The organism is Flavobacterium sp. FlaQc-48, assembly GCF_044007335.1.
GTDB lineage: Bacteria > Bacteroidota > Bacteroidia > Flavobacteriales > Flavobacteriaceae > Flavobacterium.
The window spans coordinates 33,923-52,343 of record NZ_JBIPCR010000019.1 but is presented as its reverse complement, the minus strand read 5'-3'; the positions used below and the strand labels follow the sequence as shown (position 1 = coordinate 52,343).

Sequence of the window (18,421 nt, the reverse complement as noted above, 5' to 3'; positions counted from 1 at the left end):
TTCGTTGCGGAGTTCCTTGCGAAGCTCTCCTTCGTCGAAACGACAATATTGCGTAAACTCCAAAAGAGCTATCCCCCAATCGCAATCATACTGCGATTATCAAAATGAAGTTTAGGATCGTCCATTTCCTCAAGGGTAATCATTCCGGCTCTGACTTTCTTTTTGCTCTTTACAGCATCAGAAATCAGGTTTGTGATCGATTCACGATTTCTGAAAGGTGTCAATAAATCAGTTTCGGAATTAGAGAAAAGACAATTTTTAATTTTTCCGTTTGCCGTCAGGCGAATTCTGTTGCAGCCATCGCAAAACGGATTTGTAATAGAACTTATGATTCCGAAATCGCCTTGAAAATTTTTTATTTTATAGGTTCGGGCCGTAAAGTTTTTTTCGTCTTCCAGTTTCTTAATTTCCTCAGAAGAAAAAGTCTTTTCCAACTCTGATAAAATATCGCTTTGAGAAATCATTTTACTGCGGTCCCATTCGTTTCCGGCAAAAGGCATAAACTCAATAAAACGAACTGATAAAGGCAAATACTGTGTTAGTTTGACAAAATCTACAATTTCGTTTTCATTAAATCCCTTGATCAAAACCACATTTACTTTTACCTTAAAACCATTATTCAAAAGCAAATGCAAATTATCAATTACCTTCTCAAACTGATTACGAAGTGTTATATGATGAAATTTAGAAGCAATCAGCGTATCAAGGCTCAAATTGATCTTATTGATTTTATATTGCTTTAAAACATCAATATGGCGATCGACTAAAATACCATTTGTCGTAATCGAAAGAGCAACTTCTAATTTTGCTAATTTCGATACAATTTCCGGAAAATCTTTTCGCAAAAGCGGTTCTCCTCCTGTTAACCTTATTTTATCAACACCATTTTGCACGAAAGTCCGGGCGATAGAAAAAATCTCGTCTGCCGTCATTAAACTGGCTTTTGGAGATAAGGCGATTCCGTCAACAGGCATGCAATACGTACAACGCAAATTGCATTTCTCCAGTAACGAAATACGCAAATAATTGTGTTTTCGCCCAAAATCATCCGTTAAAATGGTTTTAGAGGGTATCATGATTTTTTCCTTTTAAAATATGAAAAACATGCAACACATGAGGGAAAACGGCATCCATAGATTCTCTGGCTCCATTGGTTGATCCCGGCAAGGCCAAAACCAAACTTTTTCCTAATGTTCCTGCAACTGTTCTGGATAACATGGCATAAGGCATTCGTTGCTGACCGTAATCGCGAATAGCTTCTTCAATTCCAGGAATTCTGCTTTCCAGTAATGGCGATAGCGCTTCCGGCGTAACATCTCTCGGGGACAATCCTGTTCCTCCGGTAAAAATGACCAACTGATGTTCTTTGGCGAAAGCCTTTGTTTTTTCCTGGATAATATCTAATTCGTCCGGGATAATTTCATAATGTGACGTTTCAACTCCGCATGCATTTAGTTTTTCTACAATAATTTTTCCGGAACGATCTTCTTTGTCCCCGGCAAAAATAGAATCAGAACAAACAAAAACCGCTGCTTTGATTACATTTGAAAATTTATTTTTGAAAGAGGATTTTCCACCGTCTTTATTAATTAATTTAATAGTCGAAATTTCGATTTCCTTATCAATCGGTTTCAGCATATCATACATCGTCAACGCCACTATTGATGCACCGTGCATTGCCTCGACTTCAACTCCGGTTTTATAGACAGTTTTTACATTAAAGATAATTTCGATTGTTAACCCCTCAACCTTATATTCAACCGACGTAAATTCAATTGGAATAGGATGACAATCCGGAATCGACAAATGGGTATTTTTCACCGCAAATAATCCTGCCGTTTTGGCCATTTCGAATACATTTCCTTTTGGCACCAGATTATTCACCACAGCATCAATTGTTTCTTGTTTACTCACTTTTACAATTGCCGTAGCTGTTGCAGCTCTTAAGGTGCTTATTTTATGCGTAATATCAACCATTAGTATTTTGTTTCCAGGTGAATGTATCGTTTTCAAACATTTCTTTACCAAAAATTGGCACATCGGTTTTTATCCAGTTCACAATGGCTTCTGTTGCTTCATAAACTTGTTTACGTCGTGTTGCGGATACAAATACAAACAAACAAATTTCACCCGCTTTCACTACTCCTAAACTATGGTAAATATGCATACAGGTTAGGTCGAATTTAGCAAATGCTTTTTCGCGAATTGCATGCAATGCTTCATTTGCCATATCCGTATAAGCGGAATAGTCAATGGCTACAACGGTATTATCATGAATCACATCGGCGCGAACTTGTCCTAAAAAAATATTATGTGCCCCAATCGTATGCTTCGATTGATGTTTAGCAATTGACTCAGCTATAAATTCAGGAGCAATTGGCCCTTCTACAAATACATTTTTACTCATTTTTTTTTGTTTTTTTTTGCCACAGATTATTTTTTTGCCACAGATCACACAGATTAAAAGGATTTTCTTTTACAACGAATAACACGAATTAGCACGAATTAATTAACCTACATAGCATTTGTCAGCGCAAGCTTTGTCATTTCGAGGAACGAGAAATCACATCCGAAAAGCAACGCACTGTGTGTAAATTTCTAGTGTGATTTCTCGTTCCTCGAAATGACAAACAGCACGGATGATCTATACTTTTATATTTTCCTCTTTTAATAATTGCTTCAATCTAGAAACTCCTCCGGCAATACTTTTTGCATTTTTAAATTGATGTTTCTCAAGCAATTCTGCTGCAATTTTACTTCTTATTCCGGATTGACAAAAAACGTAAATGGTTTGGCTTTTATCCAGCTTTTCCATTTCATTTTCTAAATTCATGAGCGGAATCTGAATTCCATTTTTGAAATTAATTTCAGGAAACTCATCTTCATTTCTAACATCCAGAAAAAGAACCTCATCATTATCTATTTTATCTAAAATTGATTCTGCCGAGATTTCTTCAACCTGATTTTCATTATTGTTATATCTTTTCTGAAAATCATTTAAATTCAGTACAACATTTGTATTCTTTTCAAAATCATACTTCTGCTGTTCATTATTCAAAATAGTATACACCAGAATTTTACCATTTAGAACCTCTCCTGTTTCGAGAATCATTTTGATGACTTCATTGGCCTGAAGCATTCCAATAATCCCAACTGTAATTCCAATTACTCCGGTATCTTCACAACTGGCAGATTGGGTATTTTCATTCGGATACAAACATCTGTAAGTAGGTCCGTTTTGATAATTAAAAACCGAAACCTGCCCCTGAAACCTAAAAACAGATCCGTAAACCATTGGTTTATTTGTTAGTAAACAGGCATCATTGATAAGATATTTTATGGCTATATTATCTGTTGCATCAACCATAATATCATATTTTTCAAATAAATCAATTGCATTATTACCGGACAATCTTTCAACAATAGCATTCACTTTTACCAGGGGATTCAGTTCAGCAATCATCAATTTAGCTTCTTCTGCCTTGTATTTCCCAACAGCGGAGCTTTTATAAATTACCTGACGATGCAAATTCGAAATTTCGATAATATCATCATCCACAATTCCTATTTCACCTACTCCTGCTGCAGCTAAATAAGGCAATATAGAAGCCCCTAAACCTCCTGCTCCAATTACCAGAACTTTAGCTTTAGATAATTTATCCTGACCCGTTTCTCCTATTTCAGGAAGGATTACTTGTCGGTTATATCGGTTTGTTGCATTCATATAATTCATTTTATCCTCCTGCAAAAGGAGGCAATAAAGCAATTACATCACTGGTCTGTAAAGTATAATCTGCTGCTTTTGGTACTATTTTTTGGTTGACAGCCACGCTGAAAGAAATCGATTCAAATTGATATTTCTTTTCTAAATCCTGCAATAATTCCTGCAATGATAATTCAGATGAAGATATCTTTTCGAACGAACATTTTGTTTTTTCAGCTACAGCACCAAAATATTTAATCTCAATCATTATTTTAAATTTAAATTCTGAAAAATAAACTCATCCTCAAAATGTTCCTGAAAATAAGACGTTAATCCTGACGTATTTTTTACTACTTCGCCAATAACAATAATTGCCGGTGACGAAATTTTATTTTCAGCTACTAATTTACTAATCGAACTTATCGTTCCCACTACTTTTTGTTCTGTGTTTTTTGTTCCGTTCTGGATAATTGCAACTGGTAAATCGTCTGTTCTGTTTTCCTGATAGATAGAAATAATCTGATCTAATTTATGCATTCCCATCAAAATAACCACCGTTGCATTCGATTTTGAAGCCAAATGAACATCTTTAGACAATTCATGATTTGAAGTTGTTCCTGTAATAACCCAAAAACTCTCTGCAATCTGGCGTTGTGTCAAACTGATCCCAACCGAAGCCGGAACACCTAAAGCTGACGAAATTCCCGGGACGATTTCTGTTTCTACTCCAAATTGTTCTACATAATCAATTTCTTCACTTCCTCTTCCAAAAATAAACGGATCTCCGCCTTTTAGACGCACGACATGACCATAACGATTCGCCATAGAAACAATCAATTCGTTAATCTGGTCCTGCGTGTAGGCGTGACATCCTAATCGTTTACCAACAAAAACAATTTCTGCTTTTGTCGCGTATTGCAATAACTCTTCGTTGACAAGCGCATCGTATAAAACAACATCTGCTTTTTCTAAAGCTTTTATCGCTTTTAGTGTGATTAATTCAACATCTCCGGGACCTGCGCCTACAATTGTTAGTTTTGGTGTTTTAAAATCTCGCATAGCTTTTAACTTAAATTGATATTCAGGTCGTTTAATTCGTCAAGCGAATTAATGTTGGTCAAATGAAAGTTTTCGCTTTCTTCTATTTTGATGATTTGATGCGGAATTTTCGATATTAAATTCATCATTTTTAAATCGTCGCTATCAATTGCGCTTTTGATAACGGATACTACTTTTTTAGAATAAATTCCAATTAAGGGATGCATTCTGCTTTCAGAAGCAAAAACCGTAATTTCAGCTTCCTGATTGTGTTTGGAAATTAATTCTGATAATAATTCGGTTGAAATTAACGGGATATCACAACTCAGAATCAAATTGAATTCCGTTTCTGAATTTGTCAAAGCTGTGTAAATTCCGCCCAAAGGCCCTTTATCAGTAATGATATCCGGTATTTTTTGATACTTCAGATAATCGTATTCTTTATTATTTGTTATTAACTTTATGTTTTGTGTAATTGGTAAAACTGCTTTAATGATATGCTCGATAAAAGGTTTATCCTGAAATAAAACCAATCCTTTCTCTGATTGCATTCGGGAACTTTTTCCTCCACAAAGGATAAAAACGGATAGTGATTCCATGACAGAACTATTTATGATTAAACATATTTTCTTTTAACACATAAGAACATAGCTTTTGATGTTGTAAAAAAGGCGTTTCACTTGCATGAATACACTATGTGTGATAACTTGTTATCTTTATTATCTTTTCGCAAACTATAAAATCTATGTTTCTATGTGTTTAAAATTGAAACTCATTTATGGAAAAATCAATTTTATGCTTGCCATTAAAATCACCACTCCTAAAACCATTTTTAATGTTCTGTTAGAGAAATATCCACTCCCGTAAAACCCTCCCAAAACTCCTCCTATAACTGCAATTGGAACCCAATAAAAACTCTCTATTGGAATTGTTTTTCCTCCAAAAAAGAATCCTAACATTCCCGCAAATGAATTCACAAAAATGAATAAACCCGAAATTGCTGCCGATTCTTTTACCGTTGCCCAGCCTAAGAATAATAAAATCGGGCTCAGGATAATTCCGCCGCCAATACCCAACATTCCAGACAATAAACCTATTATAAATCCTATTGCTAATGCAAAAGGCAATTTAATTTCGACTGCTTCTTTTTCTTTAAAATTAAATATCCCAAACAATCTAAGTGCTGCAAAAACCAATACAAGCCCTAAAATAATTTTATAGATCGTACTGTCTAAAGTCACAAAACCACCAATGAACGCTGCCGGAACTGAGGCTATCGCAAACGGATAAAATAACTTCGGTTTAAAATAATTCATCCTGTAATAAAAGAAAAATGAAATACTCGAAACAAATAAATTCAACAACAAAGCCGAAGGTTTCATAATTGCCACCGGAAAAGCAAAAATAGTCATCAAAGCCAAATAACCCGAGGCACCGCCATGTCCTACGCTGGAATACAAAAAAGCAATAACTATTAAAGCAAAGCTGAATAATACAATATTTTCGGAACTAAGAAGGCTCATCAGTTTTGTTTCAGGTTTATTTTTTTTTGTCTCAGGTTTATTTTTTTGTTTCAGGTTTCAGGTTCTCTTTGTTTCAGGTTTATGCTGTGTGTTTAAATTTACATACTGCATCTCGAACTTTTTACTGATCTCTCTATTCTATTCTCTCTATTCTATTCTCTTTATTCTTTTCTCTTTATTCTTTACTCTTTATTCTTTACTCTTTTCTCTCTATTCTATCCTCTTTATTCTATCCTCTTTATTCTATCCTCTAAAATCTAATCTATTGGCAAAAGAGTAACAAGTTCTCCTTTTTTGATTGATTCTACATCATGCGGAACCACTAGCAAACTATTCGCAATAGCAAAAGTATTTAACATTGCGGAACTCTGACCGTCTAAAACCGTAACATGAGTTTCATCATACAATGCTTTTAAAAATAATGTTTTTCCGGTTGTGTTGGTCACATTATCATTTAGTTTCCGGAGCATTTTTTTTAAATGAACATCGGCGAAACCCATTCGGTTTTTAATTGCCGGATATACATAAATATAAAAATTAGTTAATGATGACGCCGGATTTCCAGGCAAAGCAAAAACTAAAGTATCATTTTTAGATCCAAAAAACATTGGTTTTCCGGGTTTCTGATTGATTTTATAAAAAAGTTCCTCTACTCCGTTTTCCAATAAAGCTTCTTTTACAAAATCATAATCCCCAACAGAAATTCCACCTGAAATTAAGATGATATCGTATTTCTTTAAAATTTCTTTCAGTGCTTTTTTAGTAGCTTTGAGATTATCCTTTACTTTATAAACTTTCGTTTTTTTTATTCCTATTGTCTGAAGTGTAGCCTGCAGCATCACCGAATTACTTTCGTAAATTTTTCCTTTCGATAATTTCTTACCGGGCTTTACTAATTCGTTTCCGGTTACTAAAATCACAACCGTGGGCTTTTTATAGACCTCAACTTCAGTAATTCCTAAACAGGCTAAAAAACCAATTGCAGCGGGTGTAATTAAAGTATTGGCTTTAAAAACAACTTCTTCTTTACCAATTTGCTCTCCTCTATTACGAACGTTCGTATATTGTTCCGGCATCCTGGTAATTAAAATTGAATTTTCAGTAGCCATTACATGCTCCTGCATGATTACAGTATCAGCATTATCAGGCACATGAGCTCCTGTAAAAATCCTTATTGCTTCATTCTCTTTTAGTTTTATTTTTGAATGATCGCCAGCTTTTGAAATACCTACAACATCATATTGATGTTTTTCGCTGTGAATAAAAGCATAACCATCCATGGCCGATTGACGAAATGGCGGCATTGCAATAGGAGAATATACGGTTTCTGCCAAAATATATCCCAGTGATTTACTCACCTGAATTTTCTGAACCGGCATATTAGTGCTATTCTCTGCAATAATTGATAAGGCTTCTTCGACTTGAATCATGGTTATTATTTTATATATAAGCAAAAAATACTTATTACAAATATAAGTACTTTTACTTAGTTTAAATCATTAATAATCTAAAATTTTAAAAGAATATAAATTTAAGCTTAATTCTTCATATACTTCCAGAAAAAAGGACAAATAGCTTTATTGTTCTATTTAATAGATTTCTTTTCGATATTTTTTTCTGAAATTTCCAGTAGGTAAATAATACATCCGTGCAAATCCAATAAAGAATACTATGGCAGAAGCGATAAAAGCAGGTAAGTTTTTAAAAACTAGGAAATTAAGTATAAAATACTACATTTTCAATCCTCTGAAAGGTGCTTTTTTAACATTTGTTATCGTGAGACAACAAAACACAATGAATTGTTTTACAAGGCTTTAACCTAAAATTATTTTAATTTAATTTATTTATTTTGCTTTAGATTAAAAAAAAAACGAACAAATTTTTGGATTTTATTATATTAAAATTAACTTTGTCTATAGGATTAGTAGAGTATAAAAATATTTGAAACCTTAAAGAATTATATTTTGAAAACAATCGAAAGCATAGCGTATTACATTCTTCCTAAAAAATATACTTATAACACAGTCTGTTATATGTGCTTCTGTTGCTAATTCTTAGCATTATTTTCGTTTACATTCGATATCTCTTTTTCATCGAATCGATTTAAAAAACAAAATTCAAAATACACCAAAAATTACTTATTGAAATTCTTGAAACTATACCTATACATTAAAAAGAAAAATGACTAATAACTAAAAAAAACAAAAATGAAAAAGACACAAAGCTGTTGCTGTAAATAAAAAAAGCCATTTCTGCGGCAACAGAAATGGCAAGGCTTAAAGAACATTTATCACTAAATCAAGAATACCATTAGAGAGTTGAAAAATCAACTTTCAGGGCGCCTTGTTAATTACTTAAACCAGTACAAAGAAATGAAAAAAAATTTAAAAATATACTCCCTATTATTTCTCCTGCTCCTATCGGCAGGAATTAATGCCCAAAATACAACCCCGCTGATACAATCTAAACTGGATGGAACTGTTGTAGACGATGTTACCAACCAGCCTGTTATTGGGGCATCTGTAGTAATTAAAGGTACTACTCACGGGGTTCAGACAGATGCAGAAGGAAAATTCTATTTTCAAACCGGTCAAAAATTCCCTTATACTTTAATTGTAACCTATATTGGTTACAAAAAAGCAGAAGTAATTGTTGACAAAAACCCCGTAACGATCCATTTAAAAGAAGAACGTCAGGAACTGGACGAATTGGTTGTTGTGGGATATGGTTCTCAAAAAAGAAAAGACATTACAGGATCTGTAGCTTCAGTTCCAAAAGCAAATTTATCACAAGTAACTTCATCTGCTGATAACTTACTTAGGGGTGCAATTCCGGGTGTGGTAGTTACACAAAGTTCAGGACGTCCGGGAGCTTCTTCAAGTGTTCGCATTAGAGGAGGAAACTCAATTACAGCAGGTAATGAACCACTTTATGTTGTAGACGGAATATTAATTTATAATGATAACAACAATAGTACAGCCGGAGTGACCAATGCCGGTGCAACAGTCAATGTATTATCAACCATAAACCCGGGTGATATTGAATCTATAGAAGTCTTAAAAGACGCCTCTGCAACAGCCATTTACGGATCCCGTGGTGCAAATGGTGTTGTAATTATTACGACTAAAAAAGGGATAAAAGGACAAGATAACATTTCATACCAGGGATACTTTGGATTCCAGAATGTTTCAAAAAAATTAAACTTAATGAATGCCAGCCAATGGGCAAGCTTACGTAACGACGTTCAGGCAAGTATTGGTCAGGCCCCTTCTTTCTCTGCTGCTCAGATAGAAGCCCTTAAAACATCGGGAAGTTATGACTGGCAGGATGCTCTTTTTAGAACTGCTGCCCCAATTCAAAATCATCAATTGACTTTTTCCGGTGGAGACGAACGTTCACGTTATGCTATTTCAGCAGGATATTTTCAACAGGACGGAATTGTAATTGCATCTGATTTTAAAAGAATTTCACTTCGTGCCAATTACGAAAGAAATTATTCCCCGAATTTTAAATTTGGCGTCAATGCAAATTACAGCAATTCCATTTCAAATGGTACAGGAACAAATGGCGGTGCCACTGCCGGAAGATCTCCAAACCCGTTAGTTGTTGCTTTATATCAGCCACCTGTGGTGCCTATTAAAAATGCAGACGGAAGTTATAATTTAACCAACAATCCTTATGCAACAGCAACAAATGGTATTATACCAAACCCTATTAATGATTTGGTAAGTACAACAAATGAAACTAAAATCAACCGGATCCTGACCAGTTTATTTGGTGAATATAAAATCACCAAAAAACTTACTGCAAAAGTAGCTGTGAGTGGCGACGTTATCAACACCAAACAAAATTACTATGCACCGGCAACTACAACTACCGGTGTAGGGACTAAAGGACTGGCTTCGGTTGGAGATCGATTGGTAAGTTCTGTTCTGAACGAAAACACCCTGAATTACAACACTACTTTTGGCGAAAATCATAAGTTCTCAGCTTTAGGCGGATATACACTTCAATACACACAAGGAGAAGTAGTAAATGCAGGAGCACAAACTTTTGTAAACGATGCAAATACCTACAACGCTTTGCAAGATGGGGTTCCGGTGAAACCTTACAGCGATGCATTCGAAAGTGTCCTGAAGTCCTGGTTAGCCAGAGTAAACTATTCTTATAGAGGAAAATATAACTTTACGCTTTCTGCCCGTGCTGATGGTTCTTCAAGATTTGGATCTGAATCACTATGGGGCTACTTTCCTTCTGCAGGATTTTCATGGAACATTACCGACGAAGATTTTGCCAAAAACATTAAAGGGGTAACCGAAGCTAAATTAAGAATTACAGCCGGGACAACCGGAAACCAGGAAATAGGAAACTACCTTTCTCTTGCCCAGATGGGTTCTGTTAATTATTCTTTTGGAGGAACATTATATACTGGTTTAGCTCCTACCCGACTGGCCAATCCGGATTTGAAATGGGAAAAAACAAATCAATACAACGTAGGTTTAGATTTATCCTTATTAGACAGAAAAATAAACTTTGTGTTTGATGTCTATTACAAAAAAACAAACGACTTATTAATCAGTGTACCCATTCCGTTAACTTCCGGCTATGCGAGTGTGCTTCAAAATATTGGCGGAGTTGAGAATAAAGGAGTTGAAATTGGTGTAACAACCGAAAATGTAAAAACAGAAAATTTCTCGTGGAACTCAAATATTGTTTTTTCAGCAAATAAAAATAAAGTGGTTTCAATAGGAAACGGAGTAGATCAGTTTTTTCCTGTAGTGCCAAACGGTTCTTTATTACAGCAACAACCTGTAACGGTAAAAGTAGGCTTGCCTTTGGGAACTTTCTGGGGATACAGAACCAACGGAATTTTCCAGACTCAGGAAGAAGTAAATACACAACCTAAAATAAACAGTTTAGCCAATACAAAAATTGGGGACAGAAAATATGTGGATACCAATGGTGATGGTGTAATTACAGCACTTGACAAAGGAAACTTAGGAAGTTCACAACCTAAATTTGTTGGAAGTTTCAGCAACACGGTTTCTTTCCATGATTTCGATCTTAACTTCTCTTTTCAGGGATCTTACGGTGGTAAAATATTCAATGCTTTAAACCAGCAATTAGAGATTTCTACTCTGGGAACTAATGCAAATGTTACACTGGATGATCGTTGGACCCCCACAAATCCAAGCAATGAAGTTCCAAGAGCAACCAGTTCACCACTGGGTATCGTATCAGAACGTTACGTAGAAGATGCTTCTTTCCTGAGATTGAAATTAATTACACTGGGGTATACTTTACCTAAAAGCGTTTCTCAAAAACTGGGCGCCAAGAGTGTAAAATTCTATGTATCCGCAGAGAACTTAATCACATGGACTAAATACACCGGATATGATCCCGAAGTAAGTTCATACGAACAAAACAACTTATATCCGGGAATTGACTTTGGTTCTTATCCAAATTCTAAAACATTCATTTCTGGTCTGAACGTAACTTTCTAAGTAAAAAAATATACACAATGAAAAAGATTATAATTCTATTAATAGCTAGTGCCGGTCTCTTTGTATCGTGCGCAGATTTAGAGGTAACACCAACCTCGTTTGTTACCGAAGAAAATTACTTTAAAACACAGGATGATGCTATTGCAAGTGTAACAGCCGCTTATGCTTCTTTAAGTCTGGATCCGGGAGAGCAAAGTTTATTTGGCAGAAACCTTTATTTCCTAACTGATATGGGATCTGATTATGCAGCAGCGGGAGTTTCCGCAACCAATCCGCAGGTAAGAGCCATGAGCAGCCTGACCCATGATGCTACCAACGATCGTGTTCAGGTGGCCTGGCGCCAGATTTATAACGGGATCAACAGAGCCAATGTTTCTATAGATAACATCCCTAAAGTTGTGGGTACAGATGCCGTTAAAAACAGACTGATTCTGGAAGCAAAATTCATCAGGGCCTTATTGTACTTTCAGGCGGTTCGTCTTTGGGGCGGGGTTCCAATTGTTTTGCACGAACCTACTTCTATTCAGTTAGAAAGTTTAAAATCAAAAAGAGCCACCGTTGACGAAGTATACACTCAAATTATTTCAGACTTAAAAGATGCTGAAGGTTTGCCATCCACTTATGCAACAGCTGATGCAGGTCGTGCAACATCCGGAGCTGCAAAAGCCATTTTAACCAAAGTCTACCTAACCAGAAAAGATTATCCAAATGCCATTTTAAAAGCCAGGGAAGTAATCAACGGCGGTTACGGATATGCTCTTTTTGAAAGTTTTGCTGACATCTTTAATAAAGCCAAAAAGAATGGAAAAGAGCATATTTTCTCTGTTCAGTTTGAAGCAAATCAGGCAGGAAACGGATCCAGCGGAAATAATTTTCAGGCTACATCATTTATTGGTTTTACTGCTACAGAGCCTGCCGATATTATCTCAGACGTTGCTTTATTTTATGACATTTATGCTGCCGGAGATACCAGAAGAGATGTAAGTTATGCCAAAACATTACCCATTACAGGAACAGCAAACATCTATACTTTTCCTAAACCAATTTTCAAAAAATATATTGATTTTACCAATTTAGCTACTCCCGGTAACGTAGCAATCAATTTCCCAATTATTCGTTATGCCGATATTTTATTGTCTTTAGCAGAAGCGATAAACGAACAGGGAGCACCAACTGCCGAAGCTTATGAACTCATCAATCAGGTAAGAAGAAGAGCTTTTGCAAAACCAATTACCACGCCAGATCCAACTGTAGACTTAGCAGGATTAAATCAAACTACTTTTAGGGCTGCCATTCAGGAAGAACGCAAAAAAGAGTTTGTTCAGGAAGGACAACGCTGGTTTGACTTGGTACGTTGGGGAACTTTGGTTGCCGAAGTCAAAAAAGTAACGGCTAAAAACTCAGTTTCAGAACGAAATAACCTTTATCCGATTCCGCAAAGCGAAAGAAATATCGATCCGGTTGGTTTGCCACAAAATCCCGGATATTAATAAAGGGTTTACCTGCTAATTAAATAAAAATGATAAAAAAACTGTTGATTCTAGTCCTGTTGTTTGTTGCACAATTTCAGCTATTTGCACAGAAAAAACAACCTAACATCATCGTCATTCTGGCGGATGATTTAGGTTTCTCCGATATTGGTGCTTTTGGCTCAGAAATTACAACCCCCAACCTGGATAAGCTCGCTAAAAACGGGCTCATTCTAAAGCAGTTTTACAATGCGGGACGTTGCTGTCCTTCGCGGGCTTCCTTACTCACGGGCCTGTATCCACACCAGGCAGGTGTTGGCGACATGGTTCAGGACAAAGGGGTTCCAGCCTATCAGGGATATTTAAACGAGCATTGTATCACTATTGGGCAAGCACTCAAACAGGCAGGATACAACACCATTGTTTCCGGAAAATGGCACGTGGGTTTAGTACCATCAGCTTGGGCAGTTAACAGAGGATTTGATGATTCTTTTACTTTACAAAACAATGGCAGCAGTTATTTTAACTCGCAACCACTGTATAACGACGGAAGAAAAGTCATTTTTATGAAAGGAGATAAAGAAATTATCCGCACGGATACTGCTACTTATCTGACTCAGGAAATCACCAATTTCGCTATTCGTTCTTTAGAAAAACAGCGAAATCAGCAAAAGCCTTTTTTTCTTTATGTGGCTTATAATGCTCCGCACTGGCCCATTCAGGCATTGCCGGAAGATATTGCAAAATACAAAGGCAAATACATCGAAGGCTGGGATAAATTGAGAGCAAGCCGTTTTAAAAAATTGAAAGAACTGGGAATCATTGATAAAAGCTGGGACTTATCAAATCGTTTTGAAAAAGTACCGGATTGGGAAAAACTAACTGCCGAAGAAAAAGACAAATGGGATACCCGAATGGCAATTTATGCCGCCATGATCGACAGAATGGATGCCGGAATTGGAGAGATCCTGCAGAAAGTTAAGTCTTTAGGAGAAGAAGATAATACGCTTATTCTTTTTCTTTCGGATAATGGCGGAAGTGCCGATGATGTGAAAAACTGGAATTATGTTACCCAAAAAAATGGAATACCAGGCTCAGTTGCGTCGATTGACAGTTACGAAAGTCCGTGGGGAAATGTGAGTAACACGCCTTTTCAATTATTCAAAAAGAACACTCACGAAGGCGGTATTGCTTCCCCTTTTATTGCGTATTATCCAAAGCATATTAAGGCCGGAACCATAAGCAACAGGGTAAGTCATTTGATTGATGTTTTTCCCACTTTTCTGGAGTACGCAGGTTTTGAATATCCGGATACTTTTCAGGGAAAAAGTCTCACTCCTTTAGAAGGTATTAGCTTAAAAAAAGAATTTGAAGGACAACAATCTAACGCACATGAAGCCTTGTTTTGGGAACATGAAGGCAGCAAAGCAGTACGAAAAGGAGATTGGAAAGCAGTAGCTGAAAACAATCAGCCCTGGGAATTGTACAATCTTGCTACAGACCGGACAGAAACCAAAAACCTGGCAAAATCAGAATCAAAACTGCTCCAAACCCTGATTGAATTACATCAACAATGGTCTGTAAAAGTAGGTGTAGAAGATTGGAATAAAATAAAATAGTTAAACAGTGATTACGCATTAAATAATTAAAAATTTAATCTAATGAAAAAATTCAAATTTAATAGTACAATCAAAAGTTCACAAAAAGGGCTTTTGATTACTGCATTGCTTCTTGCACAATTAGGTTTTGCTCAGGAAAAACAAGATGCAGATTTCAAAGGTGTTATTGGTAAAACACTAGCCGATTCTAAAGAATATTGGCCAGATCCCGTAAAAGCTCCTGCAGGTGCGCCAAATGTTGTTTGGATCTTACTGGACGACGTAGGATTTGGAGCTTCAAGTGCTTTTGGCGGATTAATAGAAACGCCAACTTTTGATGCTTTGGCCAACAATGGTTTACGATATACCAACTTTCATACAACAGCCATTTGTGCTCCTACCCGCGCTGCCCTATTAACCGGACGAAATTCAGGAAGAGTACACGTAAGCGGGTTTTCGCATACTATTTTATCAGCAGGTTTTCCGGGTTGGGATGGGAAAATACCAGCCGATAAAGGAACAATCGCCGAGATTTTACGCGAAAACGGCTACAATACTTTTGCTGTTGGAAAATACGGCGTAACTCCGGATGAAGACGCTACAGATGCGGGACCATTTGACAGATGGCCAACCGGAAAAGGTTTCGATCATTTCTACGGATTCTTAGGCTCTCAAACAGATCAGTACAATCCTGATTTAGTAGAAGACCAGGTTCACATCAAACCAGACGGACGTCACTTAAACGAATTAATTACAGATAAAGCAATTAGTTACATTCAAAAACAACAAAAAGCAGCACCCGGAAAACCGTTCTTTTTGTACTATGCACCAGGAGCAGCGCATGCACCTCATCAGGTAGCTACAAAATGGAGTGATCCGTACAAAGGAAAATTTGATGAAGGCTGGGATGCTTACCGCGAAAAAGTAATTGCCAACCAAAAGAAATTAGGTGTAATTCCTGCCAATGCTGTATTACCGGAACGCAATCCATTAATTACAGACTGGAAGAAACTAACTCCGGATCAAAAGAAAGTGTATGCGAGATTCATGGAAGTTTATGCCGGATTCCTAACCTATACAGATTATGAAGTAGGACGAGTGGTGAATTATCTAAAAGAAACCAATCAGCTGGACAACACTGTAATTTTTGTAGCGATTGGTGATAACGGAGCCAGTAAAGAAGGAACTACAGAAGGTACCATTAACCAGAGTCTGTTTTCGCAAGGAGGTTCTGATGATGAAAACCTAAAGAAAAACTTAGCCAATATCGACGAAATTGGTACTCCAAAAGGTTTAAATACTAATTATCCTTTAGGATGGGCACAAGCTACAAACGTTCCGTTCAAAAACTGGAAACAAGATGCACAATCAGAAGGTGGAACCCACAATCCCTTAATTGTTTTTTATCCAAAAGGAATCAAAGAAAAAGGCGGTATCAGAAACCAATACAGTCATGTAACCGATTTATTGCCTACAACACTGGATATTACAGGAATTAAAGCACCCGAATACATCAAAAATGTAAAACAGGATATTATTCAGGGTTCTTCTTTGTATGCTTCGTTGAATGATGCTAAAGCAGAATCATTGCACAAAGTTCAGTATTACTACATTTTTGGAAACAGAGCGATTTACAAAGAGGGATGGAAAGCCGGAGCAGCTCATTTACCGGATTCTTTTGCTGTGAAAAAAGCATTAGGCAAAAATGAAAAACCTGCTGACAGCAATTTTGACACAGATGTTTGGGAATTGTACAACCTTAATGAAGACTTTAACGAACGTAATAACCTGGCCAAAAAATATCCTGAAAAATTAGCCGAGCTTAAAAAACTGTTTGATGACCAAGCCAAAGAAAACAATGTTTATCCGTTAATTGACTGGCAGGATGTATACAACAGAAGAATACACAATACCGGAGCAGATAAAGGTAAGACGCTTCAGGATTTGGTGAAACAAGTCACTAAATCGGGAGATGCCGGAAGTTCTAAATAACATATGATTTTAAATCCTGCAAGTTTAAAATCCTTGCAGGATAATAACTTATAATAATTAAATTATGGCAGCAACAAAACCAATTTTGAAAAAAGGCCTCTTCGCCTTGATTCTTGTAGTAATTGCAGTAGGTTTTTACTACCTCACTATTTGGGCAACTCCCTATTACGTGCAACATAAATTTGCCGAAAAAAGTCTGGGTGCTATCAACACTCCCCGATTTGGAGATCAGCCCAATGCTGAAAACAGCAGAGTAATTCCGCTACCAAATCCTGACTTTTTGTATTCGACAATCAATTATGATTTGAAAGATGATGTATTGAAAATTTCAGGAATAGTTCCGGATTCGACTTACTGGTCCATCTCGGCTTATCAGGAAAACACCACTAATTTCTTTGTTGAAAACGAAGAAAAAGTAAAAGCCAAATTCGAATATTATTTAGCTCCGGAAGGAAGTACATCAGAAGCATTGAAAAATATTCCAAAAGAAAAAATCATTTACAGCCCTACGACCAAAGGATTGATTTTGTTTCGTTATTTAGTTTCAAAAGCATATCCGGTAAAAACATTGGCGGAATTGCAACATGGTGTTACGGTAGAGAAATTAGGGAAATAATCTTTGTCATGGTACGCAGATGCTACGGATTTGCTTTGCAAAGACGCGGATTTAAACGGATTTTTTTACTTCCAAAAATGTCATTGGCAGGAACAAGGGATCTCATTGAATAACTCGACAAAGATTGATAAAATTCAGCACGGAATTTCTAGTGTGATTCTTCCTTCGTCAGGATGACAAGATTACGCAAAAGAATTTTAAAAAAACGTTCAACATAAAAAAATTAAAATGGCATTAAATCAAAAAATTAAAAAGGCAGGACTTGCAGTAGCACTGATTATTCTGGCTATTGTATTAGGAAGCGCCGTAGGTGTTTACAACATCAAATCCGGCAAAAGCGATTCACAACGCATCATTGGCAATTGGCAGACTGTCGATAAAGACAAAGATCTCAACTCAGCCGATTTACTTACAATTGCACAAGTGGCAGTTTATGGTCCTTATGCCCTCACCAAAAAAGAAGTGATTTACCTAAGCACCAATACAGACAGCGAAGGAAACGAATTAGATCCTAAAGCAGATTATGTAATTAGCGGAAAAAAATTAGATGCTAAATACTGGAGTATCACAGCCTATGACGAAAATGGCTTTTTAATTAAAAACCCAATCAACAAATACAGCTACAATCTTGAAACTGTAAAATATGAAGCAGATAGTACTTCTTATAAAATCAATCTTTCAGGATCAGAGAAAAAAGAAAACTGGCTGCCAACAACCAATGTTAAAAAAGAAAGCCTGATCATACGTTTGTACCTGCCTTCTGAAAAACTGAGAGACAATTTAACGGTAGAAACACTTCCGGCTATTCAAAAAGTAAAATAAAAATAACTAAGTATTATAACAAATTTTGAAAAATCTTATAAATAAAACTCTACTAAATCCATAGAATTAGCAGTTTATTTTATTTATTTTTACATTTCACAAAATACACTGATTTTCAATACAGTTATAATCATAAAAATTAGAAATCATGAAACG

The 18,421-nt window shown here is 36.1% G+C and carries 15 protein-coding genes; 6 read left to right on the top strand and 9 right to left on the bottom strand.

Annotated elements, in window-relative coordinates:
* Positions 1–68: 68 nt before the first annotated feature.
* From moaA to glp, 9 genes are all read right to left on the bottom strand, one after another.
* Entirely contained in the window at positions 69–1,076 is a 1,008-nt protein-coding gene (gene moaA, locus ACHRWY_RS22860) for a GTP 3',8-cyclase MoaA (protein WP_395357701.1), read from the bottom strand.
* Positions 1,063–1,977, bottom strand: coding sequence for a bifunctional molybdenum cofactor biosynthesis protein MoaC/MoaB (moaCB, locus tag ACHRWY_RS22855; RefSeq protein ID WP_395357700.1), 915 nt, complete (start codon positions 1,975–1,977; stop codon positions 1,063–1,065). The genes moaA and moaCB overlap by 14 nt, the downstream gene beginning before the upstream one ends.
* Positions 1,970–2,407 (bottom strand): molybdenum cofactor biosynthesis protein MoaE, encoded by a 438-nt coding sequence (locus ACHRWY_RS22850; protein WP_072972525.1) that lies wholly within the window; start codon positions 2,405–2,407, stop codon positions 1,970–1,972. The genes moaCB and ACHRWY_RS22850 overlap by 8 nt, the downstream gene beginning before the upstream one ends.
* Before the next feature lie 237 nt (positions 2,408–2,644).
* Positions 2,645–3,724 carry a ThiF family adenylyltransferase gene (locus ACHRWY_RS22845; protein ID WP_395357699.1) on the bottom strand — a complete coding sequence of 360 codons (1,080 nt, stop codon included), beginning with the start codon at positions 3,722–3,724 and terminating at the stop codon, positions 2,645–2,647.
* Positions 3,725–3,734: 10 nt separating this feature from the next.
* Entirely contained in the window at positions 3,735–3,971 is a 237-nt protein-coding gene (locus tag ACHRWY_RS22840) for a MoaD/ThiS family protein (RefSeq protein WP_395357698.1), read from the bottom strand.
* On the bottom strand, positions 3,971–4,762 hold the full coding sequence (gene cobA, locus ACHRWY_RS22835; RefSeq protein ID WP_395357697.1) for a uroporphyrinogen-III C-methyltransferase: 792 nt from the start codon (positions 4,760–4,762) through the stop codon (positions 3,971–3,973). The genes ACHRWY_RS22840 and cobA overlap by 1 nt, the downstream gene beginning before the upstream one ends.
* 5 nt (positions 4,763–4,767) lie before the next feature.
* Positions 4,768–5,340, bottom strand: coding sequence for a molybdenum cofactor guanylyltransferase (locus tag ACHRWY_RS22830; RefSeq protein WP_395357696.1), 573 nt, complete (start codon positions 5,338–5,340; stop codon positions 4,768–4,770).
* Positions 5,341–5,517: 177 nt separating this feature from the next.
* Positions 5,518–6,264, bottom strand: coding sequence for a sulfite exporter TauE/SafE family protein (locus ACHRWY_RS22825; RefSeq protein ID WP_395357695.1), 747 nt, complete (start codon positions 6,262–6,264; stop codon positions 5,518–5,520).
* Between the two features lie 257 nt (positions 6,265–6,521).
* Positions 6,522–7,694 carry a gephyrin-like molybdotransferase Glp gene (gene glp / locus ACHRWY_RS22820; protein WP_395357694.1) on the bottom strand — a complete coding sequence of 391 codons (1,173 nt, stop codon included), beginning with the start codon at positions 7,692–7,694 and terminating at the stop codon, positions 6,522–6,524.
* Between the two features lie 942 nt (positions 7,695–8,636).
* Here glp and ACHRWY_RS22815 point away from each other — a divergent pair.
* The 6 genes from ACHRWY_RS22815 (at position 8,637) to ACHRWY_RS22790 (ending at position 18,265) form a co-directional block, all read left to right on the top strand.
* Complete coding sequence (locus ACHRWY_RS22815; protein WP_395357693.1) at positions 8,637–11,768, top strand: SusC/RagA family TonB-linked outer membrane protein; 3,132 nt, start codon at positions 8,637–8,639, stop codon at positions 11,766–11,768.
* A 17-nt stretch (positions 11,769–11,785) separates the two neighbouring features.
* Positions 11,786–13,258 carry a RagB/SusD family nutrient uptake outer membrane protein gene (locus ACHRWY_RS22810; protein WP_395357692.1) on the top strand — a complete coding sequence of 491 codons (1,473 nt, stop codon included), beginning with the start codon at positions 11,786–11,788 and terminating at the stop codon, positions 13,256–13,258.
* A 29-nt stretch (positions 13,259–13,287) separates the two neighbouring features.
* Positions 13,288–14,856, top strand: a complete 1,569-nt coding sequence (locus ACHRWY_RS22805; RefSeq protein ID WP_395357691.1) for an arylsulfatase — start codon at positions 13,288–13,290, stop codon at positions 14,854–14,856.
* Positions 14,857–14,898: 42 nt separating this feature from the next.
* Entirely contained in the window at positions 14,899–16,827 is a 1,929-nt protein-coding gene (locus ACHRWY_RS22800) for an arylsulfatase (RefSeq protein WP_395357690.1), read from the top strand.
* A gap of 64 nt (positions 16,828–16,891) precedes the next feature.
* Positions 16,892–17,443 (top strand): DUF1254 domain-containing protein, encoded by a 552-nt coding sequence (locus tag ACHRWY_RS22795; protein ID WP_395357689.1) that lies wholly within the window; start codon positions 16,892–16,894, stop codon positions 17,441–17,443.
* 228 nt (positions 17,444–17,671) lie between these two features.
* On the top strand, positions 17,672–18,265 hold the full coding sequence (locus ACHRWY_RS22790) for a DUF1214 domain-containing protein (RefSeq protein WP_395357688.1): 594 nt from the start codon (positions 17,672–17,674) through the stop codon (positions 18,263–18,265).
* The last annotated feature ends 156 nt before the right edge of the window (positions 18,266–18,421 follow it).

Coding starts and splice junctions, on each gene's coding strand:
- moaA (WP_395357701.1), bottom strand. CDS start 1,076: ATGATACCCTCTAAAACCATTTTAACGGATGATTTTGGGCGAAAACAC.
- moaCB (WP_395357700.1), bottom strand. CDS start 1,977: ATGGTTGATATTACGCATAAAATAAGCACCTTAAGAGCTGCAACAGCT.
- ACHRWY_RS22850 (WP_072972525.1), bottom strand. CDS start 2,407: ATGAGTAAAAATGTATTTGTAGAAGGGCCAATTGCTCCTGAATTTATA.
- ACHRWY_RS22845 (WP_395357699.1), bottom strand. CDS start 3,724: ATGAATGCAACAAACCGATATAACCGACAAGTAATCCTTCCTGAAATA.
- ACHRWY_RS22840 (WP_395357698.1), bottom strand. CDS start 3,971: ATGATTGAGATTAAATATTTTGGTGCTGTAGCTGAAAAAACAAAATGT.
- cobA (WP_395357697.1), bottom strand. CDS start 4,762: ATGCGAGATTTTAAAACACCAAAACTAACAATTGTAGGCGCAGGTCCC.
- ACHRWY_RS22830 (WP_395357696.1), bottom strand. CDS start 5,340: ATGGAATCACTATCCGTTTTTATCCTTTGTGGAGGAAAAAGTTCCCGA.
- ACHRWY_RS22825 (WP_395357695.1), bottom strand. CDS start 6,264: ATGAGCCTTCTTAGTTCCGAAAATATTGTATTATTCAGCTTTGCTTTA.
- glp (WP_395357694.1), bottom strand. CDS start 7,694: ATGATTCAAGTCGAAGAAGCCTTATCAATTATTGCAGAGAATAGCACT.
- ACHRWY_RS22815 (WP_395357693.1), top strand. CDS start 8,637: ATGAAAAAAAATTTAAAAATATACTCCCTATTATTTCTCCTGCTCCTA.
- ACHRWY_RS22810 (WP_395357692.1), top strand. CDS start 11,786: ATGAAAAAGATTATAATTCTATTAATAGCTAGTGCCGGTCTCTTTGTA.
- ACHRWY_RS22805 (WP_395357691.1), top strand. CDS start 13,288: ATGATAAAAAAACTGTTGATTCTAGTCCTGTTGTTTGTTGCACAATTT.
- ACHRWY_RS22800 (WP_395357690.1), top strand. CDS start 14,899: ATGAAAAAATTCAAATTTAATAGTACAATCAAAAGTTCACAAAAAGGG.
- ACHRWY_RS22795 (WP_395357689.1), top strand. CDS start 16,892: ATGGCAGCAACAAAACCAATTTTGAAAAAAGGCCTCTTCGCCTTGATT.
- ACHRWY_RS22790 (WP_395357688.1), top strand. CDS start 17,672: ATGGCATTAAATCAAAAAATTAAAAAGGCAGGACTTGCAGTAGCACTG.